Here is a 23,140-nt window from a genome sequence, read left to right as displayed (position 1 = left end):
ATCAGCGCGCGGTGGCTTCCTGTGCGGCGAGCACTTGTTCGACCGCCTTCTCGAAGCGCTTGACGCCTTCGTCGAGCAGATCGAACGGGATCACCAGCGACGGGACGAAGCGCAGCACGTTCGGGCCGGCGATCAGCATGATCAGGCCGTTCTCGGCGGCGGCGGTGACGAAGTCCTTCGCGCGGCCGTCGAACGCGGCGGTGAGTTCCGCGCCGACGAGCAGGCCCTTGCCGCGGATGTCCTTGAAGATGCCGAAGCGTGCGTTGATGCGTTCGAGTGCGCCCTTCAGGCGCACGCTGCGTTCGCGCACGCCTTCGAGCAGTGCCGGGTCGCCGATTAGTTCGACGACCTTGTCGGCGATCGCCGATGCGAGCGGGTTGCCGCCGTACGTCGTGCCGTGCACGCCGACCTTGAAGTGCGCGGCCAGTTCGTTCGTCGTCAGCATCGCGCCGATCGGGAAGCCGTTGCCGAGCGCCTTGGCGGTCGTCAGGATGTCCGGCGTGACGCCCGTGTCCATGTACGCGTAGAACTGGCCCGTGCGGCCGACGCCCGTTTGCACTTCATCGAAAATCAGCAGTGCGTTGTTGGCGTCGCACGCTTCGCGCAGCGCCTTCAGGAAGGCCGGATCGGCCGGGATCACGCCGCCTTCGCCCTGCACGGGCTCGACGATCACCGCGCAGGTTTGCGGGCCGATCGCCGCCTTCGCGGCTTCGATGTCGTTGTACGGCAGGTGCTTGATGCCGGCCGGCACGGGGCCGAAGCCTTCCGAGTACTTCGGCTGGCCGCCGACGCTGACCGTGAAGAACGTGCGGCCGTGGAACGACTGCACGAACGAGATGATTTCGAATTTGTCGGCGCCGTGGCGATCGAACGCGACGCGGCGTGCGAGCTTCAGTGCGGCTTCGTTCGCTTCCGCGCCCGAGTTCGCAAAGAATGCGCGATCGGCGAAGGTCAGCGATTCGAGGCGTTTCGCGAGGCGCAGCACCGGCTCGTTCGTGTAGCCGTTGCCGATGTGCCAGAGCTTGCGGCCTTGTTCGTCCAGGACTTTCAGCAGTTCCGGGTGGCCGTGGCCGAGCGACGTCACCGCGATGCCGCACGCGAAATCGATGTACTCGCGGCCGGCCGTGTCCCACACGCGGGAGCCCTCTGCGCGATCCGGCACGAACGGGGCGGGGGAAAATACCGGCACCATCACTTCGTCGAATGTCTGGCGGGTCACGGTCGAGGTCGTCATGGTCGTTCCTTTCGGTTTCGTAAGAGGGTTCAACAGGATCAAGTTTAGGTAAGGGTGACGCAAGCGTCTTGCGGAATTGCGACGGGTTCTATCGGAAGCGGATAGTTCGCTTTATTTTGCCCTCCCGGCGGGGGTTGGTGTTTTTGGTTGCGGCTTTTGGGTGGTCGGCCGGCGGTTTTCGTGAAGCACCTGTGATCGTGTCGGTCTATTAGCGTCGCCCCTGCGCGGGGCGGCGGTTACTTTTCTTTGTCTTGCCAAAGAAAAGTAACCAAAAGAAAGGCGCTCGGAAAACGCATGACTTCCCGGTGCCATGGTCATCAGAGTGGCCCTCGCCTAAGTGTCCGCGCCAGTCAGGAGACCGGAGTGGTTCGAGCAATGGTTCTGACACCACTCACTACCCAACAGAGCGGTATACCGCCCGCAAGCTCCGCCCTCGCTTCGCTCGGCCGACAGGTACACATCCCTCGAGCAGAACAATCGAAATAATCCACGCCCCAAACTCGTTACGCACGTGATGCGCACCTCTCCCTTGCAGAAAAAGGGACGCACTCAACGAACGCGGAAACGCGCGCCCCCGCAGTTGGGCATTGATGGCAGGCAACCGGCCCGGTCGCACGAATGGTATGAGTGACCGGAATGTCGGCCCCGGCAACGCTTCGCGGTTGGAAGCACATGAGCGCAAGCCGCACGACCTGAAGTACCTTGCAGCCGAGCGAAGCGAGGATGGAGCTGGCGGGCGGTATACCGCTCTGTGGGGTGGTGTGGCGCGTCAGAACCATTGCTCGAACCGCTCCGGTCTCCTGACTGGCGCGGACACTTTTGCGCGATCCACTCTGACGGCCACGGCACCGGGAAGTCATGCGTTTTCCGAGCGCCTTTCTTTTGGTTACTTTTCTTTGGCAAGACAAAGAAAAGTAACCGCCGCCCCGCGCAGGGGCGACGCTAATAGACCGACACGATCACAGGTGCTTCACGAAAACCGCAAGCAAACCACCCAAAACTCACTCCTTCCCATCGCGCTCAACAAGCGCGCCGCCCCGAGGCTCCGCACCGCCGCCAGTCTGCTTTTCGAGCCACGCTCGCCGATCTTCCCGAGGCGTCACCCCGAACCTCTCGCGATAGGCATTGGAAAAATGCGCGGCAGAAGAAAACCCACAGGCAAGACTAACCTGCACGACCGATTTGCTCGTGCGCTGCAACTGCGTCCTTGCCTTGAGCAGCCGCAGATTGAGGTAATACTTCGAGGGCATCGCCCCGAGATACTGTCGAAAGAGCCGCTCGAGCTGCCGCCTCGACACGCCGACGAGTTCGGCGATCTCATCGGTAGTCAAAGGATCCTCGACATTGGCTTCCATCAACAGCAACGCATCGTTCAGCCGCGGATGCCGCTCGCCGGGCGCGGTAACGAAAGGAATCCGCTGACGTTCCTCGCCACTCCTCAACGTCCCCGCACCAAGCGCATCGGCAATCCGCTCGCCGAGATCGGGCCCATGTTCCCGGCCGATCATCGCCAGCATGAAATCCACGGTAGCCTGCCCGCCCGCGCACGTCGCGCGGTCCCGATCGATCTCGAAGATCTGCTGCGTGACGATCGACCGCTCGAACTGCTCGGCAAACTGTTGATACGTCTCCCAGTTCACGCTCACGCGATAACCGGAAAGCTGCCCGGCCATCGCAAGCCACCACACACCGTGATGAATGCCGGTCACGAGCGGCGTACGCTGCCCGACCCGCGCAAGACTCGCGAGAAACAGCCGGTAATCGGCAAACTGCTGAAACCGCTCGGTCACGACGATCAGCCAGTCGCACGCGATCGCATCGTTGAACGCCGCATCGGCATGCCATTGCGCGCCGCCCGCGAGCGGCACGGGCCGCCCGTCCCACGAACATACCTGCCAGCGATACAGCAGCCGCCCGTCGATCTCGTTCGCAAGATTCAGCGCATCGACGATCGGGCCCACGCCCGACATCGACACGGGCGGCAATGCAACGATCACCACCTGCGTCGTGCGGGTGGCGCCTGCGGGACGAGACACCGGTACCACGTATGAAACCTGCCCTGTCGCGTTACTTGAGGCTGCCCGACAGGAACTGCTTGAGACGCTCGCTCTGCGGGCGCACCAGCACTTCCTTCGGATCGCCCTCTTCCTCGGTCCGCCCCTGATGCAGGAACATCACATGATTCGACACGTTGCGCGCGAACCCCATCTCGTGCGTGACGACGATCATCGTGCGGCCTTCCTCGGCAAGCTTCTGCATCACCTTCAGCACTTCGCCCACCAGCTCCGGGTCGAGCGCCGACGTCGGCTCGTCGAACAGCATCACGTCCGGATGCATCGCGAGCGCACGCGCGATCGCGACACGCTGCTGCTGGCCGCCCGACAGGTGCGACGGATACTGCTTCTCGACGCGCGGTGCGAGGCCGACCTTCTCGAGATACGCGCGCGCGCGATCCTCGGCTTCCTTCTTCGGGATGCCGAGCACATGTACGGGCGCTTCCATCACGTTCTCGAGCACGTTCATGTGCGCCCACAGATTGAAGTGCTGGAACACCATCGCGAGCTTCGTGCGGATACGCTGAAGCTGCTTGTGATCGGCGACTTCGAGCGCACCGGTGCGGTCGGTCTTCGTGCGGACGGTCTCGCCGTCGACGACGATCTGCCCCGCATTCGGCCGCTCGAGGAAATTGATGCAGCGCAGGAACGTGCTCTTGCCCGAACCGCTCGCGCCGATGATGCTGATGACGTCACCGGCCTTCGCGTTCAGCGACACGCCCTTGAGCACCTCGTTGTCGCCATAGCGCTTGTGGATGTCGACCGCCGCAAGCTTGGTGGAAGCGGAAGCGCTCGTTTGAGTGATCTCGGCCATCTGGCTCTCCTCGAAGTGAAATCAATGACGGCCGGCCGCGAGATACGCGAGCCAGTGGCGCTCCGCGCGGCGAAACGCCGCGACGAGTGCGAAAGATACCGCAAGATAGATCAGCGCGGCGATTCCGAACGACTGGAACGCCATGTAGGTCGCGGAATTCGCGTCGCGCGCGACCTTCAGGATGTCCGGCACGGTCGCCGTGAACGCGACGGTCGTCGCGTGCAGCATCAGGATCACCTCGTTGCTGTACAGCGGCAGCGCGCGACGCAGCGCCGACGGCAGGATCACGCGGCGGTACATCGTGAACGGCGTCATCCCGTACGCCCGCGCAGCCTCGACCTCGCCGTGCGGAATCGCGCGGATCGCCCCCGCGAAGATCTCGGTCGTGTACGCGCAGGTGTTCAGCGCGAACGCGAGAATCGCGCAGTTGAAGCCGCTGCGGAAGAACGCGTCGAGCAGCGAATGCGATCGCACGAACTCGAGGCTGTACATGCCCGTGTACATCAGCAGCAACTGCACGTAGAGCGGCGTGCCGCGGAACACATACGTGTAGAACCGCACGGGCATCGACACCCACTTCTTCTTCGACACGCGCGCGACCGCGAGCGGCACCGCGCACACGAAGCCGAGCGAAATCGACGCGACGAGCAGCCACAGCGTCACCGCAAGGCCGGAGAGGCGCTGGCCGTCCCAGAAAAGGAACGCCTTGCCGAATTCCTGGAGGATCTCGATCATAGTTCTGCGTGCCGCACGCCCATGGAATAACGCTTCTCGAGCTGGATCAGCACGAGGTTGGAAACGGTCGTGATCGCGAGGTAGATCAGCGCCGCAATGAGGATGAAGAAGAACATGTTGAACGTGCTCTTGCCGGCGTCCTGCGCGGCCTTCACGACGTCCGCGAGGCCGATGATCGACACCAGCGCGGTCGCCTTCACGAGCACCTGCCAGTTGTTGCCGATGCCCGGCAGCGCGAAGCGCATCATCTGCGGAAACATGATCCGCACGAACACGCGCATCCCGCTCATCCCGTACGCCGCGCCGGCTTCGAGCTGGCCGCGCGGCACCGACAGGAACGCACCGCGAAAGGTCTCGGTGAAGTACGCGCCGTAGATGAAGCCGAGCGTCAGCACGCCGGCCACGAACGGATCGATGTCGATCTGGTTCCAGCCGACGAGGTCGGTGAACTGGTTCAGCCAGATCTGGATGCTGTAGAACAGCAGCAGCATCAGCACGAGATCGGGCACCGAGCGGATCAGCGTCGTATAACCGGTCGCGATCGCTCGCAGCACCCGGTTGTGCGACAGCTTCGCCACCGCGCCGATCAGCCCCAGCGCCACCGCAGTGGCGAGCGACAGCACCGACAGCTCGATGGTCTGCACGGTGCCGGCCCAGAGGACAGGACCAAAGCCGTAAAGGAACACGCGCGTCTCCAGAGTTGGAATGGATGCCGACGCGAATGCCTGTCCCGCGCCGGGCTGACGCGGATAGTCGCAAGCGAAATTGTTTGCCTCAAATCACCTTGTGCGCAATTGCTGCGCCGCAGCAACCCGTCCCGCCATTTGCAACTCGGCCTACACCGCTGTTTCAAAAGGAAAAAAGCCGCTTCCTGACAGTCGGATGACACGCAGGGAAGCGGACTTTTTGCAATTTTCCGGTCGCTTTTTCGATATAGCGCCGAACGCGGGCCGGCTCACCGCCCCTTCAGGATGTCGGAGCGCGAAGTCGTATAGACAAGCCCGTCCGGGCCGAAATGGACGTTGAAGAATGCGTCGGTGTTGACGCCGTCCTCGAGCCAGCGCCAGCTCCAGACCGTCTCGGGCTTCAGCGGATACTGCGCGATGTCGCCGGGCTTGCCGAGCAGGCGGCGCACCTCGTCCTCATTCATCCCGGGGCGCACCTTCGCGAAATTCTCTGCGGTCAGCACCTGCGTCGCGCCCGTGTAGCGGCCGCTCGCATCGAGATCGACGAACCACGTCTGGTTGCCCATCGGGCCGCGCGGATATTCGAGACGCTTCGAGCCGTCGGTGAACACGCGCTCGGTCTCGGGCTTGCCCATCGTGCCGCGCACGTCGGCCTCGGTCGATTCGCCGACCTTCAGCCCCTTCAGCAGCAGCGGCGCGGGCTTGATCGCGTTGAAGAAGTCCCTGATGCGTTGCACGTCGAGGTTACCTTGCTTGTCGTCGCAGCCGGTCAGCGCCAGCGCGGCGGCCAGCATCGTCACGGGAAGCAGCCGGAAACGGAAAATCATCGGAAGAAATGCGCGTCGAGAAAACACGCGGCAAGCATACCCGCACGACGCCAAAAGCGCGAGACGGGCGCGCGGCCCGTCTCGTGTTCAATGCGTCGTTTCGGTTTCAGCTTCGGTTTCGGGCGTGCGGCTCGCCGGATGCGGCCCGCGCGGCCCGGCCGGCGGCGCGTCGTTGATGCGGCGGCGCGTGCGCACGAGTTCGGCGAGCTGCCACGAACCGAGCGCCATGCAGCCGAACAGCACCTCGCGGCCGCGCTTGACCAGCGCGAGCGACAGCGCCGTCTCGCGATCGACGCCGAACATCTGCGCGAGCAGCACGACGGTCGCCTCCTGCACGCCGAGGCCACCCGGCACCATGAACGCCGCATGCCGCACGGCCTGCGTCATCGCCTCGATCGCGATCGCACCGCCGATCGACACCGGATGGCCGAGCAGCGCGAGCGCCCAGTAGATCTCGAGCGCGCCGAGCACGTAGCCGGCCAGCTGCCAGAAGAATGCGCTGAACAGCAGGCCCGTGCGCGACATCAGCCCGTCGATGTCGGCGTCGAGCCGGCGGCCGTCGACGCCCTGCAGCAGCCGGTGCGAATCGCCGAGCAGGCGGCCCGCGAAACGCTCGATCGCGTGGAAGATGCCGCCGCGCCGCATCAGCACGACGCCGAGCACGGGCAACGGCATCGTCAGCAGCAGCGCGAGGCCGATCGCGCCGCCGCCCATGTCGTGCGTCGTCGAAAGCAGCAGCACGAGGCCGAGCGCCGCGAACGCATACTGGACGACGATCGTCACGAGCACCTCGACGATCACCGACGCCGTCACGCGGCTCGCGTCGGGCACCTGCCAGCGCGCGAGCCGGATGCCGACCAGCTCGCCGCCGATCCCGACCACGGGCAGCAGCCGGTTCACGGCCTCGCGCACGGTCGCGATCCACCACAGGAACGGCAGCGAGCTGCGCCGCTCGAGCAGCAGGTGCCACGCATACGCGTCGAGCAGCAGCGGCAGCGCGTGGAACGGCACGAGCCACAACAGCGCGTAACCGGCGCGCGCGAGCATCTGCGACACGTCGCCGACGCCTTCGTGCAGCCCCAGCGCGAGCAGGATGCCGATGCCGATCGGCCAGCCGAGCCACTTGATCCACCTGGTCATGACGGTCGCGCTCCCGGTGCGCGCGGTGCATATGCGCCGCGCTTGGCCGCACGCTGGCCGAACACGTCGGCAAAGCCTCCGGTCGCGACGCCCGCCGCCTTCAGCGCGGCGGCGACGCGCGGCGACAGCAGCGCATCGAGTTCGTCCACCGGACGGTAGCCGGCCATCGTCGGCGTGATCGGGCCGTCGCCGGCCTCGGCCGGATGGCAGTAGATCTCGCCGACGCCCGACGGCAGCGTCGCGAGCGCGTCGAGCAGCACGGCCTCGTCCATCGCGCCCGTGTGTTCGATCCCGACCACGTAGTCGTTGTGCGCGAGCCCCGCGCGGTCGAGCCGTGCGCGCACGAGCGCGATCCACGGCTTGAGCAGCGCGGGCGCACTCGCCTCGTACGGCAGCCGCACCGCATGCAACCCGTAGTCGCGGCCGATCTCGATGATCATCGACAGCACGGTCGGATGCAGGTGGAAATGCTTGTGTGCGTTCACGTGGTCGAGCGGCAGGCCGCTCGCCGCGAACGCGTCGAACTGCGCGCGGATCTCGCGACGCAGTTGCGCACGCACGTGCGGCAGGAAGAAGAAGCGGCAGCCGTCCCTCGCCATCGCGTCGCCGAACCGCCCGTCGGGGCCGACGAGCGCGGGAATGTCATGCGCGGGCAGCGTGGCCGGCCCGTCCGCGAGGACGAGGTGCAGGCCGACCGCGAGCGACGGCAGCCGCCGCGCGCGTTCGATCGCATCCTGCGCGGCGGGCGCACCGACCATCAGGCTCGCGGCGTTCAGCACGCCGTCGCGATGCGCACGCTCGACCGCCGCATTGACGCGCGGGTGCAGCCCGAAGTCGTCCGCGGTGAAGATCAGCGCCCGCGCCGCCCGCTGCGTCGCCACGAATCAGGCCTCGTGCGCGCGCAGGAAGCGGAAGAACTCGACGCCTTCGCGCAGGCGGCGCTTCATCATGTCCCAGCTCGTCAGCATCTCGCGGACGATCTCCCAGATCTTCGACGGACGGAAGTAGAACTCGCGATAGAACTGCTCGAGGTGGTGATAGATCTCGTCGCGCGACAGGTGCGCATAGCCGATCGCCGCGAGCTGCACGCCTTCCTTGCTCACCAGGTTGATGGTCTTGTTCTCTTCCATCCAGCCGTTTTCCACGGCCTGCTTGTAGAGCGTCGTGCCCGGGTACGGCGCGGCGAGCGAAACCTGGATCGTGTGCGGATTGATTTCCTTCGCGTACTCGATCGTCTTCTTGATGGTCTCCTGCGTCTCGCCCGGCAGGCCGAGAATGAAGGTGCCGTGGATCTTGATGCCGAGCTTCTTGCAGTCCGCGCTGAAGCGGCGCGCGAAATCCGTGCGCACGCCCTTCTTGATGTTCACGAGGATCTGGTCGTCGCCGGATTCGAAGCCGACCAGCAGCAGGCGCAGGCCGTTTTCCTTCATGACCTTCAGCGTCTTGTACGGCACGTTCGCCTTCGCGTTGCACGACCACGTCATGCCGAGCTTGCCCAGACCGATGGCGATGGCTTCGGCGCGCGGCAGGTCGTCGGTGAAGGTGTCGTCGTCGAACATCAGTTCCTTCACTTCCGGCATGTTGTCGCGGATCCACTTCGCTTCCGCGAGCACGTTCTCGACCGAGCGCGTGCGGTAGCGATGGCCGCTGACCGTCTGCGGCCACAGGCAGAACGTGCAGCGCGACTTGCAGCCGCGGCCCGTGTAGATCGACACGTACGGGTAGTTCAGGTAGCCGATGAAGTAGTTGTCGATCTTCAGGTCGCGCTTGTAGACGGGCGCGACGAACGGCAGTTCGTCCATGTTCTCGAGGATCGGACGCGCTTCGTTGTGCTCGATCGAGCCGTCCTTCGCGCGCCAGCTCAAGCCCTTGATCTCGGGGAACGGCTTGCCTTCGGCGATTTCCTTGCACGTGTAGTCGAATTCCTCGCGACACACGAAGTCGATTGCCTCGCTTGCCGTGAGCGAGTTGTGCGGATCGACCATCACCTTCGCGCCCACCATGCCGACCAGCATCGACGGCTTCATCTTCTTGAGATCCTGCGCGAACATCGCATCGGTCGGGAACGACGGCGTGCTCGTGTGGATGATCACGAGATCGTAGTCGTTCGCGATCTTCAGCGTCTCCTCGACCGACAGGCCGTCGGCCGGCGCGTCGACGACGCGGCTGCCCGGCACGAGCGCGGCCGGCTGTGCGAGCCACGTCGGATACCAGAAGGAACGAATTTCGCGCTTCGCCTGATAGCGCGAGCCGGCTCCGCCGTCGAAGCCGTCATACGAAGGGGCCTGCAAGAACAGCGTTTTCATGAATGCTCCGGTAGCCTGCATAGTTCGATTCGATTCAACGATTCAGTCAAAAAACCGCGGGCCGCCCTGCCGGCGCCCGCCTCTCTGTCATGTCGCGCCGCGCGGCTTCGCCGCACAGCGCGTCTCGGCCCTCGGGCCGGGTTCGTCCGGGAGCGGCCCTAGCGGCCGTCCACCCCTTCCACGGCCGCCGTCGCGCGTTCGCCGCCGACGACCGTCATCCTTGCGCCGCGCCACACGACGTGCGTGCCGAACACCGCCGCGAGCCACTCGAGCGCGAGCAGCGTGTCGCGCACCGCGACGAGCGGCAGGTCGCGCCAGAACGCGCGCCAGCCGTCCTCGCCGCGCGCGTGCAGCACGAGCCGCCCGAATGCGCCGACGGCGGCCGCCGCGCCCGCCAGCGTGCCGGCGAAGGTTCCGTCGAGACGCAGCGCGAGCGCCGCGCCAATCGCGAGCCACGGCGCGGTAAATGTGATGAACAGGAACGCGAAGCCGGCCGGGTTCAGCGACCGGATCGTACGCAGCCAGCGCGTCTCGCGGTGCCACAGCGGCCCGAACGACGGCTCGATCACGTCGGTCGCGACGTCGACCTCCGACAGCACGGTGCGCCGCCCGAGGCGGCGCGGCAGCTCGGCGAGCCAGAAATCGTCGGCCAGCTCGTCCTTCAGCGCGAGAAAGCCGCCGATCCGGTCGAGCGTGTCGCGCGTCAGCGCGAGCGTCGCGCCGAAGCCGAAGCGGCTCGAGCGGCCGAGGTGCGTGATCCGCACCGACGGCGCGAACCAGGCGTCGACGAACTGCGCGCCGATCCGCGTCCAGAACCCGCCGACGCTGCGCGCATGATACAAGCACGTGACGACGCCGACCGATACGTCGGCGAGCGGCGCCGTCACGCGCTCCAGATAATCGGGCTTCACCGCGATGTCGCTGTCCGCGATCACGATGCGGCCGTACTTCGCGCGCTCGGCGAGATTGATCAGGTTGCTGACCTTCAGGTTCTTGCCGTGCACGCGCGAGTCGACCACCAGCGTGATGTCGCACTCGGGATAGTCGGCACGCAGCCGCTCGACGACGGCAATGGCCGGATCGGCCGCCGACGCGACGCCGAACAGCACTTCATGGCGCGGATGGCGCTGCTCGCAGAAGGTCGCGAGGTTTTCGTACAGGTGCGGCTCCGCGCCGCACAGCGGCTTGAGCACGCTGACCGGCTCGTAGCCGTCGCGCGCGGCCGTGCGCGGCATGCGCGGCTGCGGCGCGAACGCGGCGACGAGCGCATAACCGGCCGCGGCCAGCGTGAACGCGATCAGGAGCCAGTCGAGCAGCGTTGCGGTCGGCGTCATGCGCGACGCCTCCCGGAGACCTGAACGCCACGGCGAACGCTTGAGCGTGATTGAGCGTGATGCGGTATTCGGACAGCGACGAACGCGGGCACGACCCGACTCCTTGTTCCAGCAGCGTCTGTATATGGGGGAGGCACGACCCGCCTTCGGGTGTTGCCATGCCCGGCTTCGTATGGCGCATCTCCGCGCGACGCCCGGACGGGCATGCGGGAAGACTCGAATGGCTACCGTCGGCACAACATGGGCAGGCGCCGGATTTTATCAGCCTGCGGCACCCCGCGCTCGGCACTACGAGAAACGGACTGGTGCAATTTCAGCAAAGCTGGGCGGCCGGCGAACCATTCAGGCGCAACCGCGTTTACGTTAGCGTAAGCACTTTGCAGGCGTATTGCAGTCTTGAAAATCAAACGTTTCGTGCAAATTTGTCGGTCGATGCGGATTCACGTCCAATTGCCGTAAAGATTGGTAATTAACCAACGATTGGATTGATTTTTGCAACAATCATCGAATACGACCCTGCATCCCTGCGACGCGCATGGGTATCGGCGCGCGCCCAGCACGTTCCGGAACCCTTTGGCAAAATCCTTGGCATTTGTTGCGTAAGCGCATCACCGCGCGCCCCTTTCGAAGGCCACCCGATGACTCCGTTTTCCGTACTCGATCTCGCCCCCATTCCGGCCGGCGCCGACGCCTCGCAGGCTTTCCGCAACACCGTCGATCTCGCGCAGCACGCGGAACGCTGGGGCTACCAGCGCTACTGGCTCGCCGAGCATCACAACATGCCCGGCATCGCGAGCGCGGCGACCGCTGTCGTGATCGGCCATGTCGCGGGCGCCACGCAGACGATCCGCGTCGGGTCCGGCGGCATCATGCTGCCGAACCACGCGCCGCTCGTGATCGCCGAGCAGTTCGGCACGCTCGCGTCGCTGTATCCGGGGCGCATCGATCTCGGCCTCGGCCGCGCGCCCGGCACCGACCAGACCACGTCGCGCGCGCTGCGCCGCGACCTGATCGGCAGCGCCGACTCGTTTCCGGACGACGTCGCCGAGCTGCTGCGCTATTTCGCGGAGCCGGTGCCCGGCCAGCGCGTGCGCGCGGTGCCCGGCGCGGGGCTCGACGTGCCCGTGTGGCTGCTCGGTTCGAGCCTGTTCAGCGCGCAGCTCGCCGCGATGCTCGGGCTGCCGTTCGCGTTCGCGTCGCACTTCGCGCCGGACTACCTGATGCGCGCGCTCGAGATCTACCGCGCGCAGTACCGGCCGTCGGCCGCATGGCCGAAGCCGCACGCGATGGTCGGCGTCAACGTGTTCGCGGCCGATACCGACGACGAGGCGCGGCGCCTGTTCACGTCGCTGCAGCAGCAGTTCATCAACCTGCGGCGCGGCACGCCGGGCAAGCTGCCGCCGCCCGTCGACGTGCTCGAGGCGAACGAGCTCGAACTCGCGAACGTCGCGCATTCGCTGTCGTTCGCGGCGGTCGGCTCGCGCGACACGGTGCGCGACAAGCTGCGCGATCGCATCGCGCAGACGGGGGCGGACGAATTGATCGTCACCGCGCAGATCTACGATCACGCCGCGCGGCTGCACTCGTTCGAACTGGCCGCGCAGATCCGCGACGAACTCGCGAACGAAACGCGCTGACGGCGCGAACGCGCGCCGCCGGCGGCCCGCCCCGCATCACTGCGGGTGCGCGGCCTCCAGAGCGTCGAGCAGCGCCTTGTGGAATGCGTCCGGATCCTGGATCTGCGGTGCGTGACCGAGCGCCGGGAATTCGACGAGCTGCGCGCCGGGGATCGCCGCCTGCGTGCGCTTCGCGAGTTCCGGATAGCGGCCGAGCTTCGCGTGCACGTCGGGCGGCGCGACATCCTTGCCGATCGCGGTCGTGTCCTTGTCGCCGATCATGAGCAGCGTCGGCACGCGGATCGCGCCGAGTTCGTAGACCACCGGCTGCGTGAGGATCATGTCGTAGATCAGCGCGGAGTTCCACGCGACCGCGTCGCGGCCGGCGCCGCGATACATCCCGGCGAGCATCTGCACCCAGCGCTCGTACGACGGCGACCACTTGCCCGCGTAGTACGTGCTCTGCTCGTAGCGGCGGATGCCGTCGGCCGTCGTCTTCAGCTCGCGCGCATACCAGTAGTCGACCGACAGCGGCGGCACGCCGAGCGCCTTCCAGTCCTCCAGGCCGATCGGATTCACGAGCACGAGCTGGTCGGTCGCCTTCGGGTACATCAGCGCGTAGCGCATCGCGAGCATCCCGCCCGTCGAGTGGCCGACGATCGTCGCCGATTTCACGCCGATCGATTCCAGCAGCGCGTGCGTGTTGCGCGCGAGCTGCTGGAAGCTGTACTGGTAGCGATCGGGTTTCGACGACTTGCAGAAGCCGATCTGGTCCGGCGCAATCACGCGATAGCCGGCGCGGCTCAGCACGCCGATCGTGTCTTCCCAGGTCCCCGCGCAGAAGTTCTTGCCGTGCAGCAGCACGACGGTGCGGCCGTTCGGGTGCGCCGGCTGCACGTCCATGTAAATCATCTCGAGGGTTTCACGCTGCGACGCGAACGCGTAGCGGTGCAGGGGTTCCGGGTAGGTGAAGCCTTCCAGGCGCGGGCCGTACGCCGGCCCGTCGTTGCCGGCGGGCACCGGAGCGGCCTCGGCGGCGGCGGTCGCGCATGCGAAGGCAACGCCGGCGCCGAGCAGGGCGGCGCGCGCGACGGACAACATCTTGCAAATCGAAGGCATGGCGGTCACGGTGATTGGAAACGCACGCGGGCAGCCGGACGGCGCCGCGCCCCGCGATTCTACGCGGTCGGCTGACGACGGCGCGCAACACTCGGTGGCCGCGCGACTTCCGCGTGCGCGACGAACTCGGGTATCGTGTGACGTGACCCTGGAACGCCTGCAGGCGGATTCCCATGAAAAACGTCCTCAGCATTCAGTCGCACGTCATCTACGGCCATGCCGGCAACAGTGCGGCCGTGTTCCCGATGCAGCGCCTCGGCGTCAACGTCTGGCCGCTCAATACCGTCCAGTTGTCGAACCACATGCAGTACGGCCACTGGGCCGGCAGCGCGATCGATGCCGCGAAGATGGAGCAGCTCGTCGACGGGATCGCCGCGATCGGCGCGCTCAAGCGCTGCGACGCCGTGCTGTCCGGCTTCCTCGGCTCGCCGCCGCAGGCGCGCGCGGCAGTCGAGATCGTCCGCACGGTGAAGGCGATGAATCCGGACGCGTGGTACTTCTGCGATCCGGCGATGGGCCAGACGGGCGGCATCCGGCCCGAGCCCGGCGTCGAGGAATTCATGGTCCAGGAGGTGCCCGCGCTCGCGGACGGCATGTCGCCGAACCACACCGAACTGCAAAAGCTCGTCGGGCGGCGCATCGAGACCGTCGCCGAAGCCGTCGACGCGTGCCGCGCGCTGATCCGCCGCGGCCCGCAGATCATCCTCGTCAAGCACCTGCACGACCGCAACAGCCCGGCCGACCGCTTCAACATGCTCGCGGTCACTGAAACCGAAGCGTGGATCGGCCAGCGTCCGTTATACGCATTTCCTCGCCATCCGGTCGGCGTCGGCGACCTCACCAGCGCGGTGTTCGTCGCGCGCCGGCTGCGCGGCGACTCCGTGCGCGCCGCGTTCGAGCATACGCTCGCGGCCGTGCACGCGGTCGTGAAGGCCACCTACGATGCGCGCCGCTACGAACTCGAACTCGTCGCCGCGCAGGACGAGATCGCACGCCCGAGCGAATGGTTCGGCGCGTGGGTGACGGACGCCTGACGCGCCCGCACCGACCTCCGCTTCGCCGGCGCGCATGCGCGCCGCCCTGCTTTCCTGCTTTCCTGCTTTCCTGCTTTCCTGCTTTCCTGCTTTCCTGCTTTCCTGCTTTCCTGCTTTCCTGCTTTCCTGCTTTCCTGCTTTCCATGCTGCACCATAACCGCCGGCGATACGCATCCCGATGCCGGCCCGATGCATGTGCAAACGATTCCGGACTTCACATGAATGACACCGATTCCTCGCTATGCTCGCGTCGGCACGCCCCCGCGCAGCCGCATCCTGCGACCCGGACGCGCCCTTCCCGTAGGTCCCGCCAATCGGCTCCCCTCTTTACCGCACGATAACGACCATGACCCGATCGAACCGTCGTGACTTCCTGCGCGTCGCCGCCGGCACCGCCGGCGCCGCCGCGCTGAACCTGTTTCCGCCCGTGATCCGCGATGCGCTTGCGATTCCCGCAAACCGCCGCACCGGCACGATCCGCGACATCGAACACATCGTGATCCTGATGCAGGAGAACCGTTCGTTCGACCACTACTTCGGCACGATGCGCGGTGTCCGCGGCTTCGGCGACCCGCGCGCGCTGCGTCTCGCGAACGGCAAGTCGGTGTTCCACCAGCCGGTCGGCCCGGCCGAGCTGCTGCCGTTCCACCCCGGCGCGGACAAGCTCGGCCTGCAGTTCCTGCAGGACCTGCCGCACGGCTGGCAGGACATGCACGCCGCGTGGAACAAGGGCCGCTACGATCAGTGGGTGCCGAACAAGGGCACCACGACGATGGCTTACCTGAAGCGCGACGACATCCCGTTCCATTACCAGCTCGCCGACGCGTTCACGATCTGCGATGCGTACCACTGCGCGATCCCGAGCTCGACCGACCCGAACCGCTACTACATGTGGACGGGCTACGTCGGCAACGACGGCACGGGCGGCGGCCCGGTGCTCGGCAACGAGGAAAAGGGCTACGGCTGGAAGACCTATCCGGAAGTGCTCGAACAGGCCGGCGTGTCGTGGAAGATCTACCAGGACGTCGGCACGGGGCTCGACGCGAACGGCTCGTGGGGCTGGACGCAAAACCCGTACATCGGCAACTACGGCGACAACGCGCTGCTCTACTTCAACCAGTACCGCACCGCGCTGCCCGGCACGCCGCTGTATGAGAAGGCGCGCACCGGCACCAACATCAGCGCGGGCGGCACGCTGTTCGACGTGCTGCAGCAGGACGTGAAGAACGGCACGCTGCCGCAGGTGTCGTGGATCTGCGCGCCGGAAGCGTATTCCGAGCACCCGAACTGGCCCGCGAACTACGGCGCGTGGTACATCGAGCAGGTGCTGAAGGCGCTCGTGTCGAATCCCGACGTGTGGAGCAAGACCGCGCTGTTCATCACGTACGACGAAAACGACGGTTTCTTCGACCACGTGCCGCCGCCGTTCGCGCCGCAATCGCGCGACAACGGGCTGTCGACCGTCGAGACGACCAACGAGGTGTTCGCCGGCGACGCGTCGCACATGGCTGGCCCGTATGGGCTCGGGCCGCGCGTGCCGATGCTCGTCGTGTCGCCGTGGACCAAGGGCGGCTGGGTCTGCTCGCAGACCTTCGATCACACGTCGCTGCTGCAATTCATCGAGGCGCGGTTCGGCGCGCAGTATGCGGTCACCGCGGCCAATGTGTCGCCGTGGCGCCGCACGGTGTGCGGCAACCTGACGTCCGCGTTCGACTTCTCGACGCCCGACGCAAGCTGGCCGCAACTCCCGGACACGACCGGCTACGCGCCGCCCGACCGCAATCGTCACCCCGACTATATCCCGGTGCCGCCGGTCGTCCAGCATCTGCCTAAGCAGGAGCACGGCCTGCGTCCGGCGCGCGCGCTGCCGTACGAACTGTTCGTGCACGGGCGGATCGACAACGCGAGCGGCCAGTTCCGGCTGACCTTCGCGAACACCGGCGCCGCCGGCGCGGCGTTCCAGGTCCAGGCGCGCAACCGCGTCGACGGCCCGTGGGCCTACACGGTCGACGCCGGCAAGCGGATCTCCGACACGTGGAGCCCCGCGCCGTCGCTCGGCCTGTATGACCTCGACGTGTACGGCCCGAACGGCTTCTACTGCCACTTCCGCAGCCCCGCCGCGTCGGCGGTCGGCCCCGCGAGCGTCAACCCCGAGGTGATCTACGGCTACGACGTCGCGAACGGCAACATCACGCTGCGCCTGATGAACCGCGGCCACAAGGCCGTGCGGCTCAAGGTCACGAACGCTTACGGCCACGGCCACGCGCGCACGTTCGACCTCGCACCGGGCGCGCGGGTCGACGACTACTGGGACCTGCGCGGCAGCCACGGCTGGTACGACCTGACCGTCAGCGACGGCAAGCCGCTCGGCTTCCAGCGCCGCTTCGCCGGCCACGTCGAGACGGGCCGCCCGAGCACGAGCGACCCGGCGATCCGCACGACGTCGTCGCACAGCGACGCGGAAGCCGCATCGGACGCGCTGTCCGACTGACGGTGTCCCACACGCGGCGCGGCCCCGGCGGGCCGTGCCGCGTCTTAGCCCTGCCCCGCTCCCCCCCTCCCCGCCCGTTCCGTTCGCGACGGGAAACTCCCGATACCGGCCGCCACCGCACGCGCGGAAGCTGTGCGCAAATCCTCACCGAATGCGCGGCAAATTGCCAAGACCCGTGCATATCGGCGACCTATATATCGAAGCGATCGGGGCTCTTTGCGGAGCCTGACGGGAGAATCTTCCGAGAATCACGATGCCGACCTCCCCGCCCGATTCCGAGAAGCGGTCGAACCGCCCGCCCGTCGCACGCGCCCGGCCCGCCCGAGCGCGTGCGGTACCCACTCGCAGGTATCGAACAAGAGGAACCACATGAAATTCCGTCATTCCCTGCTGTCGGTGTCGATTGCATCCGCGCTTGCCCTCCTCTCGCAACAGGCCGCCCGCGCCGCCGACGCAACCGACGTGAAGGTCGGCTTCGCCGCGCCGCTCACGGGCGTGAACGCCGGCTACGGCAAGGACCTGCAGAACGGCGTGCAGCTCGCGCTCGACGACGCCGCCGCGCAGAAGGTGCAGATCGCCGGCAAACCCGTGCACTTCAATCTCGTCGTGCAGGACGACCAGGCCGACCCGCGCATCGGCGTGCAGGCCGCGCAGGCGCTCGTCGACCAGAACGTGTCGGTCGTGGTCGGCCACTTCAACTCGGGGACGACGATTCCGGCGTCGGTCGTCTACGACAAGGCCGGCATCCCGGTGATCGATCCGGCCGCGACCAACCCGACGCTCACGTCGCGCGGGCTCGCGAACATGTTCATGGTGATCGCGACCGACGGCCAGAACGCCGGCAACGCGGGCAAGTACGCGGTCGACGTGACGAAGGCGAAGCGCATCGCGATCATCGACGACCGCACCGCGTTCGGCCAGGGCGAGGCCGACGAGTTCGAGAAGGCCGTGAAGGCTGCCGGCGGCACGATCATCGGCCGCGAGTTCACCAACAACCAGGCGGTCGACTTTCGCGCGCAGATCACGAGCCTGAAGGGCAAGAACCCCGACCTGATCTTCTTCGGCGGCCTCGATTCGCTCGCCGCGAACTTCGTCAAGCAGATGCGCCAGCTCGGGCTGAACGCGCAGTTCGTCGGCGGCGGCGGTGTGAAGGACAACGAGTTCATCAAGATCGCGGGCCCGGCTGCCGAAGGCGCGATGGCGTGGGAATACGGCCGGCCGCTCGACGAACTGCCGCAAGGCAAGGATTTCGAACAGCGCTTCAAGAAGCGCTTCGGCGTCGACGTGCTGTCGTACGCGCAGTTCGGCTACGACGCGGCCTGGGCGGCGATCAAGGCGATGCAGGCGGCCGGCTCGACCGACCCGAAGGTCTATCGCCCGGTGCTCAAGAAGGTCGACTTCGAAGGCGTCACCGGCCGCATCTCGTTCGCGAACGACGGCTCGCTGAAGAGCGGGATGTCGACGCTGTACCAGGTGAAGAGCGGCGCGTGGAAGACGATCGTGACGAAGGGAGGCTGATCGGCGGTGTCGGCGGCCGGCGGTGGAAACGCCGTCCGGCCCCGGAGACCGGCGAAGTTACGCCGACCTTGTATGACGACTGATGTTGGCACGATGCAATCGGGCCCGCGGCAACGCGGGCCGCACTGCCCGACGCATCAATTGGCTTGTGTGTCGCGCTCGGCCTCGGCCGCCTCGTGCGCGCGGCGCAGCCGCTCGCGGCTGTTGGTGAGGTGCGTGCGCATCGCGGCGCGGGCGGCCTCCGGGTCGTGGCGCGCGATCGCCTCGTAGATATCCTCGTGCTCGTGATTCAGCCGGCCGACGTAGCGCTCGAGGTCGTCGCCGGCAAAGCGCGCCGAATTCACGCGCGTGCGCGGGATGATCGACGTGCCGAGCTGCGTCATGATGTCGACGAAATAGCGGTTGCCGGTGGACTGCGCGATCTGCAGGTGGAACTGGTAGTCGAGCTGCGCCGTGTCGCGGCCGCCGCCCGCGCCCGTCGCGATCGCGTCGAGCGCACGCCGCAACGCGGCGAGGTCGGTATCGTTCGCGCGCTGCGCGGCGAGGCTCGCGCACTCGCTCTCGAGGCTGATGCGCAACTCGAGCACCGCGAGCACGTCGCGCAGCGTCGTGATCGTCGCGGGATCGATGCCGAGCGCCTGGCGGCGCGACGGCTCCAGCACGAAGCTGCCGATGCCGTGGCGCGTTTCGACGAGGCCGCTCGCCTGCATCCGGGAGATCGCCTCGCGCACGACCGTGCGGCTCACACCCTGCGCCGCCATGACTTCGGTTTCGGTCGGCAGCTTGTCGCCGGGACGCAGCGTGCCGTTTTCGATCTGCGCGGTCAGCGCGTCGACGACATCTTGTGCGAGGCTGCGTGCGCGACGGCGCGGCGCTGCGGGAAACGTAGGCACGGACATGAGGCCGGTTCCTTTTAGAATGATCGTAATGTGAGCCGAGGGTTTACGCGGGGTTTGAGCGAAAGCCGATGATTCATTATACTGCGTCACAAGTCATCCGACGACTGATGATTGGCGCATGGATCTCCTGTCGACTCAAGCCGGCGTTCCGGCGCCTGCCCGATCCCATGCGTTCGATCAGCCAGCGTTCGCGTTCTGCGCTTCGCTGGTCCGGTTGTCGCTCCCACCCCGTTCCGGGTTTGCTGTCGACATGCGGGCCTTGCGCGCCGCGCACGTCGGTTGTCGAATGATCGCACCTCCCGCCGCGCGCGGCAAAGCTTTTGCCGCACGGCATTGCCCACCCTTTCGCCATCGCCGCCCATGAACGCCGTCACAGCCTCGCCTTCCCACGACACGCCGCGCATCGTCGACCTGCAAGCGATTCCGGTCGCCGGGCACGACAGCATGCTGCTCAACCTGAGCGGCGCGCACGGCCCGTTCTTCACCCGCAACCTCGTGATCCTGAAGGACAGCGCGGGCCGGACCGGCGTCGGCGAGGTGCCGGGCGGCGAAAGCATCCGCCGCACGCTCGACGATGCGCGCGCGCTCGTCGTCGGCCAGCCGGTCGGCAATTACCACGCGGTGCTCAACGACGTGCGGCGCACCTTCGCCGACCGCGACGCGAGCGGCCGCGGGCTGCAGACCTTCGACCTGCGCACGACGATCCACGCGGTCACCGCGCTCGAAGCCGCGCTGCTCGACCTGCTCGGCCAGCATCTCGGCGTGCCGGTCGCCGCACTGCTCGGCGAAGGCCAGCAGCGCGAGCGCGTCGAAATGCTCGGCTACCTGTTCTACGTCGGCGACCGCACGAAGACCGCGCTGCCCTATCGCGACGGCAGCGGCGCGACCGACGACTGGACCCGCGTGCGCGACGAGCCGGCGCTGACGCCCGAGACGGTCGTGCGGCTCGCCGAGGCCGCGCATGCGCGCTACGGCTTCAACGACTTCAAGCTGAAAGGCGGCGTGTTCGAAGGCGCGAGCGAGATCGAGGCCGTGACGGCGCTCGCCGAACGCTTCCCCGACGCGCGCGTGACGCTCGATCCGAACGGCGCGTGGTCGCTCGACGAGGCCGTGCGGCTGTGCCGCGACCAGCATCACGTGCTCGCCTATGCGGAAGATCCGTGCGGTGCGGAGAACGGTTACTCGGGCCGCGAGGTGATGGCCGAATTCCGTCGCGCAACGGGATTGCCGACGGCGACCAACATGATTGCGACCGACTGGCGGCAAATGGGTCACGCGGTGCAGCTTCAGGCTGTCGACATCCCGCTCGCCGATCCGCACTTCTGGACGATGCAGGGTTCGGTGCGCGTCGCGCAGATGTGCCGCGACTGGGGTCTCACGTGGGGCTCGCACTCGAACAACCACTTCGACGTATCGCTCGCGATGTTCACACATGTCGCGGCCGCCGCGCCGGGCCAGGTCACCGCGATCGACACGCACTGGATCTGGCAGGACGGCGAACGGCTGACGCGCGAACCGCTGAAGATCGAGAACGGGCTGGTGGACGTGCCGAAGCGGCCGGGGCTCGGCATCGACATCGACATGGATGCGGTCGCGGTCGCGCACGAGCTGTACCAGCAGCACGGACTCGGCGCCCGCGACGACGCGGCGGCCATGCAGTATCTGATTCCGGGCTGGACGTTCAACAACAAGCGCCCCTGCCTCGTGCGCTGAGCGTGGACGGACCGGGCGACGGCCTCGCCCGGCCGGGACGAAATCCGAAGGAATGGTGCAGTTCGAGGCCGGCCCGGCTGATGTCGGGCTGGAGAGGCGGTGCAGGTGGAACGAGATCCGGACGGTTGCTTGCGGCTATGCCGGACCTGCCGAGCCAGACCTCGCCGGCCGCACCTGGCCGGCCGCACCTATCCAGCTACCGCTACCCGGCCATCCCTAGCCGGCCGCCCCAATCCCCCGCGCCATCCCCGATGCGGCGAACACGATGACGACCAGCAGCACGGCCTGCCAATGGCCGATCCGCACATAGGTGCGCGCGCGGCCGATATCGGGCATCTGCTGCTGCCGCGCGGCGACACGCCAGCGGATCAGCCCGAGCATCGGCACGACCTCGAGCAGCAGGATCAGCACGAGCGCGGTCATCTTCAGATGAAAGAGCGGTTCGTGCAGGTAGTACGCGGTGCCTTTCTCGAAACCGCCGAACGCGCGCATCAGCCCCGTCACGATCAGCACGAGCGCCGACAGCCCCCAGGCAGCATCGGCCTTGAATACGGCGGGCAAGTCGGCCGCCTGCGCCGACGCGATGAGCCGGCGCAATGCGCGGTTGCGTCCCGCGATCGCGGCAAACGCGACGGCGAACGCGCTCAGGTGAACGGCAGCCAGCAACCAACGGACGATCATTGCACCTCCTTGTCGCCCGCGCCCGGTGCGCGAGCCGTGTCAGACGATCTGCTTGAGCGCCGCGTCGAGCGCGAGCACCGCGACGCGGTCGCCCTCGGTCGCAAGCGGCGCGCGCATCACGATCTGCCGGTTATGGCCGACGGCTGCCGGCGAATCCCACAGCAACTCCACCTTCGGCCGCCGGAACAGGCCGCCGCGGCGTGGCGGCACGGCCGCCGGCTGCGCGTCCAGCGCGCCCTGATCGCCCGCGACGGGCGCCGCCCGGCCGGGCCAGCGCACCGACAGCTCGCGCGCGTCGTACTGGCCGACCTTGCGACTTTCCATCCAGACGATCGCGGTACGCGTCAGCACGTCGAGCGAAATCGCGTAGCGGCCGACCGCGAAGCGGCGTGCCGCCACGTTGGTTCGCCACAGCGGCCGCGGACGGCAGATCCAGACGATCGCCGCATAGAGCGCCGGCGCGGCGACGAGCCAGCCGTTGGTCGCCGTCACCGCATGCAACGCGCGGCGCCAGCCGGCCGCCCATGCGAACGCGCCGATCGACCAGACGGCGAACAGGAAGCCGATCAGCGCGAAGACGCGCAGCGCCTGGCGCAGCCATTGCGGCAGCGGATGAAACGGCCGCTCGGCGCGCGCGACGGCACCCGGCAACGCGAGCAGCAGGAAGATCAGCACGAGGTAGACGAACGCCCACGGCGACGACACCATCGCCGACAGCGACGCCCGATAGCCCATCTGGGACATCGAGAACAGCCAGCGCGCGAGCAGCACGAGACCGATCGCGCGCAACGCGAAGATCACACCGGCGCCGGGAGCCGGCGCTGCGCGCGTGGTTTTCGTTCTCGCCAAGACTGCTCTCCTCTGGATGATCGTGCGGGGCCGGATTTCACGGCACGGCCATTATAGGGACATTACCGTCTGGACAGACGGCCGGATGGC

19 protein-coding genes are annotated in these 23,140 nt (G+C 67.0%); 5 read left to right on the top strand and 14 right to left on the bottom strand.

The window, feature by feature from the left end:
* Nucleotide 1 precedes the first annotated feature (1 nt).
* From ACPUER_RS03060 to hpnI, 10 genes are all read right to left on the bottom strand, one after another.
* A complete protein-coding gene (locus tag ACPUER_RS03060; protein WP_310136892.1) occupies nt 2–1,234 on the bottom strand; it encodes an aspartate aminotransferase family protein in 1,233 nt (410 codons plus the stop codon).
* Nucleotides 1,235–2,235: 1,001 nt separating this feature from the next.
* Nucleotides 2,236–3,279: a GlxA family transcriptional regulator gene (locus ACPUER_RS03055; RefSeq protein WP_175962335.1), complete on the bottom strand. Its 1,044-nt coding sequence runs from the start codon at nt 3,277–3,279 to the stop codon at nt 2,236–2,238.
* A gap of 22 nt (nt 3,280–3,301) precedes the next feature.
* On the bottom strand, nt 3,302–4,102 hold the full coding sequence (locus ACPUER_RS03050) for an ABC transporter ATP-binding protein (RefSeq protein WP_175962334.1): 801 nt from the start codon (nt 4,100–4,102) through the stop codon (nt 3,302–3,304).
* 21 nt (nt 4,103–4,123) lie between these two features.
* Entirely contained in the window at nt 4,124–4,837 is a 714-nt protein-coding gene (locus tag ACPUER_RS03045; RefSeq protein WP_204426048.1) for an ABC transporter permease, read from the bottom strand.
* Entirely contained in the window at nt 4,834–5,523 is a 690-nt protein-coding gene (locus ACPUER_RS03040) for an ABC transporter permease (RefSeq protein WP_175962333.1), read from the bottom strand. Before ACPUER_RS03040 ends, ACPUER_RS03045 begins: the two co-directional genes overlap by 4 nt.
* 269 nt (nt 5,524–5,792) lie before the next feature.
* Entirely contained in the window at nt 5,793–6,350 is a 558-nt protein-coding gene (locus ACPUER_RS03035; RefSeq protein ID WP_034183140.1) for a lipoprotein, read from the bottom strand.
* A gap of 87 nt (nt 6,351–6,437) precedes the next feature.
* On the bottom strand, nt 6,438–7,490 hold the full coding sequence (locus ACPUER_RS03030) for an HpnL family protein (RefSeq protein WP_425130317.1): 1,053 nt from the start codon (nt 7,488–7,490) through the stop codon (nt 6,438–6,440).
* Nucleotides 7,487–8,371, bottom strand: coding sequence for a hopanoid biosynthesis-associated protein HpnK (hpnK, locus tag ACPUER_RS03025; RefSeq protein WP_425130316.1), 885 nt, complete (start codon nt 8,369–8,371; stop codon nt 7,487–7,489). Before hpnK ends, ACPUER_RS03030 begins: the two co-directional genes overlap by 4 nt.
* Nucleotides 8,372–8,374: 3 nt before the next feature.
* Nucleotides 8,375–9,817 carry a hopanoid biosynthesis associated radical SAM protein HpnJ gene (hpnJ, locus tag ACPUER_RS03020; protein WP_310136899.1) on the bottom strand — a complete coding sequence of 481 codons (1,443 nt, stop codon included), beginning with the start codon at nt 9,815–9,817 and terminating at the stop codon, nt 8,375–8,377.
* Nucleotides 9,818–9,954: 137 nt separating this feature from the next.
* The gene (hpnI, locus tag ACPUER_RS03015) at nt 9,955–11,130 is read right to left on the bottom strand and encodes a bacteriohopanetetrol glucosamine biosynthesis glycosyltransferase HpnI (protein ID WP_310136901.1); all 1,176 of its coding nucleotides are present in this window, start codon (nt 11,128–11,130) and stop codon (nt 9,955–9,957) included.
* A gap of 638 nt (nt 11,131–11,768) precedes the next feature.
* Here hpnI and ACPUER_RS03010 point away from each other — a divergent pair.
* The gene (locus ACPUER_RS03010) at nt 11,769–12,767 is read left to right on the top strand and encodes an LLM class flavin-dependent oxidoreductase (protein WP_310136902.1); all 999 of its coding nucleotides are present in this window, start codon (nt 11,769–11,771) and stop codon (nt 12,765–12,767) included.
* Nucleotides 12,768–12,803: 36 nt separating this feature from the next.
* Here ACPUER_RS03010 and ACPUER_RS03005 read toward each other — a convergent pair whose 3' ends face one another.
* A complete protein-coding gene (locus tag ACPUER_RS03005; protein WP_175962328.1) occupies nt 12,804–13,865 on the bottom strand; it encodes an alpha/beta fold hydrolase in 1,062 nt (353 codons plus the stop codon).
* A 173-nt stretch (nt 13,866–14,038) separates the two neighbouring features.
* On the opposite strand from ACPUER_RS03005, the gene pdxY reads away from it, so the two are divergent.
* The 3 genes from pdxY to ACPUER_RS02990 all read left to right on the top strand — a co-directional run bounded on the left by pdxY (nt 14,039) and on the right by ACPUER_RS02990 (nt 18,908).
* A complete protein-coding gene (gene pdxY / locus ACPUER_RS03000) occupies nt 14,039–14,899 on the top strand; it encodes a pyridoxal kinase PdxY (RefSeq protein WP_034183134.1) in 861 nt (286 codons plus the stop codon).
* A gap of 346 nt (nt 14,900–15,245) precedes the next feature.
* The gene (locus tag ACPUER_RS02995) at nt 15,246–17,390 is read left to right on the top strand and encodes a phosphocholine-specific phospholipase C (RefSeq protein ID WP_105390741.1); all 2,145 of its coding nucleotides are present in this window, start codon (nt 15,246–15,248) and stop codon (nt 17,388–17,390) included.
* 369 nt (nt 17,391–17,759) lie between these two features.
* Complete coding sequence (locus ACPUER_RS02990; protein ID WP_175962327.1) at nt 17,760–18,908, top strand: branched-chain amino acid ABC transporter substrate-binding protein; 1,149 nt, start codon at nt 17,760–17,762, stop codon at nt 18,906–18,908.
* 137 nt (nt 18,909–19,045) lie between these two features.
* Here ACPUER_RS02990 and ACPUER_RS02985 read toward each other — a convergent pair whose 3' ends face one another.
* The gene (locus ACPUER_RS02985) at nt 19,046–19,807 is read right to left on the bottom strand and encodes a FadR/GntR family transcriptional regulator (protein WP_034183131.1); all 762 of its coding nucleotides are present in this window, start codon (nt 19,805–19,807) and stop codon (nt 19,046–19,048) included.
* Nucleotides 19,808–20,167: 360 nt separating this feature from the next.
* Between ACPUER_RS02985 and gudD the strand changes: the two genes are divergently transcribed.
* Entirely contained in the window at nt 20,168–21,520 is a 1,353-nt protein-coding gene (gudD, locus tag ACPUER_RS02980) for a glucarate dehydratase (RefSeq protein ID WP_425130315.1), read from the top strand.
* A 216-nt stretch (nt 21,521–21,736) separates the two neighbouring features.
* Here the strand turns inward: gudD and ACPUER_RS02975 are convergent, their stop codons facing one another.
* Both ACPUER_RS02975 and ACPUER_RS02970 read right to left on the bottom strand, forming a co-directional pair.
* Nucleotides 21,737–22,201, bottom strand: a complete 465-nt coding sequence (locus tag ACPUER_RS02975; protein WP_310136907.1) for a DUF2214 family protein — start codon at nt 22,199–22,201, stop codon at nt 21,737–21,739.
* A 39-nt stretch (nt 22,202–22,240) separates the two neighbouring features.
* Nucleotides 22,241–23,050, bottom strand: a complete 810-nt coding sequence (locus ACPUER_RS02970; RefSeq protein WP_425130314.1) for a hypothetical protein — start codon at nt 23,048–23,050, stop codon at nt 22,241–22,243.
* Nucleotides 23,051–23,140: the final 90 nt, after the last annotated feature.

The sequence above is a fragment of the Burkholderia sp. DN3021 genome (genome assembly GCF_049805555.1).
Taxonomy (GTDB): Bacteria; Pseudomonadota; Gammaproteobacteria; order Burkholderiales; family Burkholderiaceae; genus Burkholderia; species Burkholderia pyrrocinia_C.
Note: the sequence above shows the minus strand (reverse complement) of the source record. Positions and strands in the feature narration are given on the sequence as shown.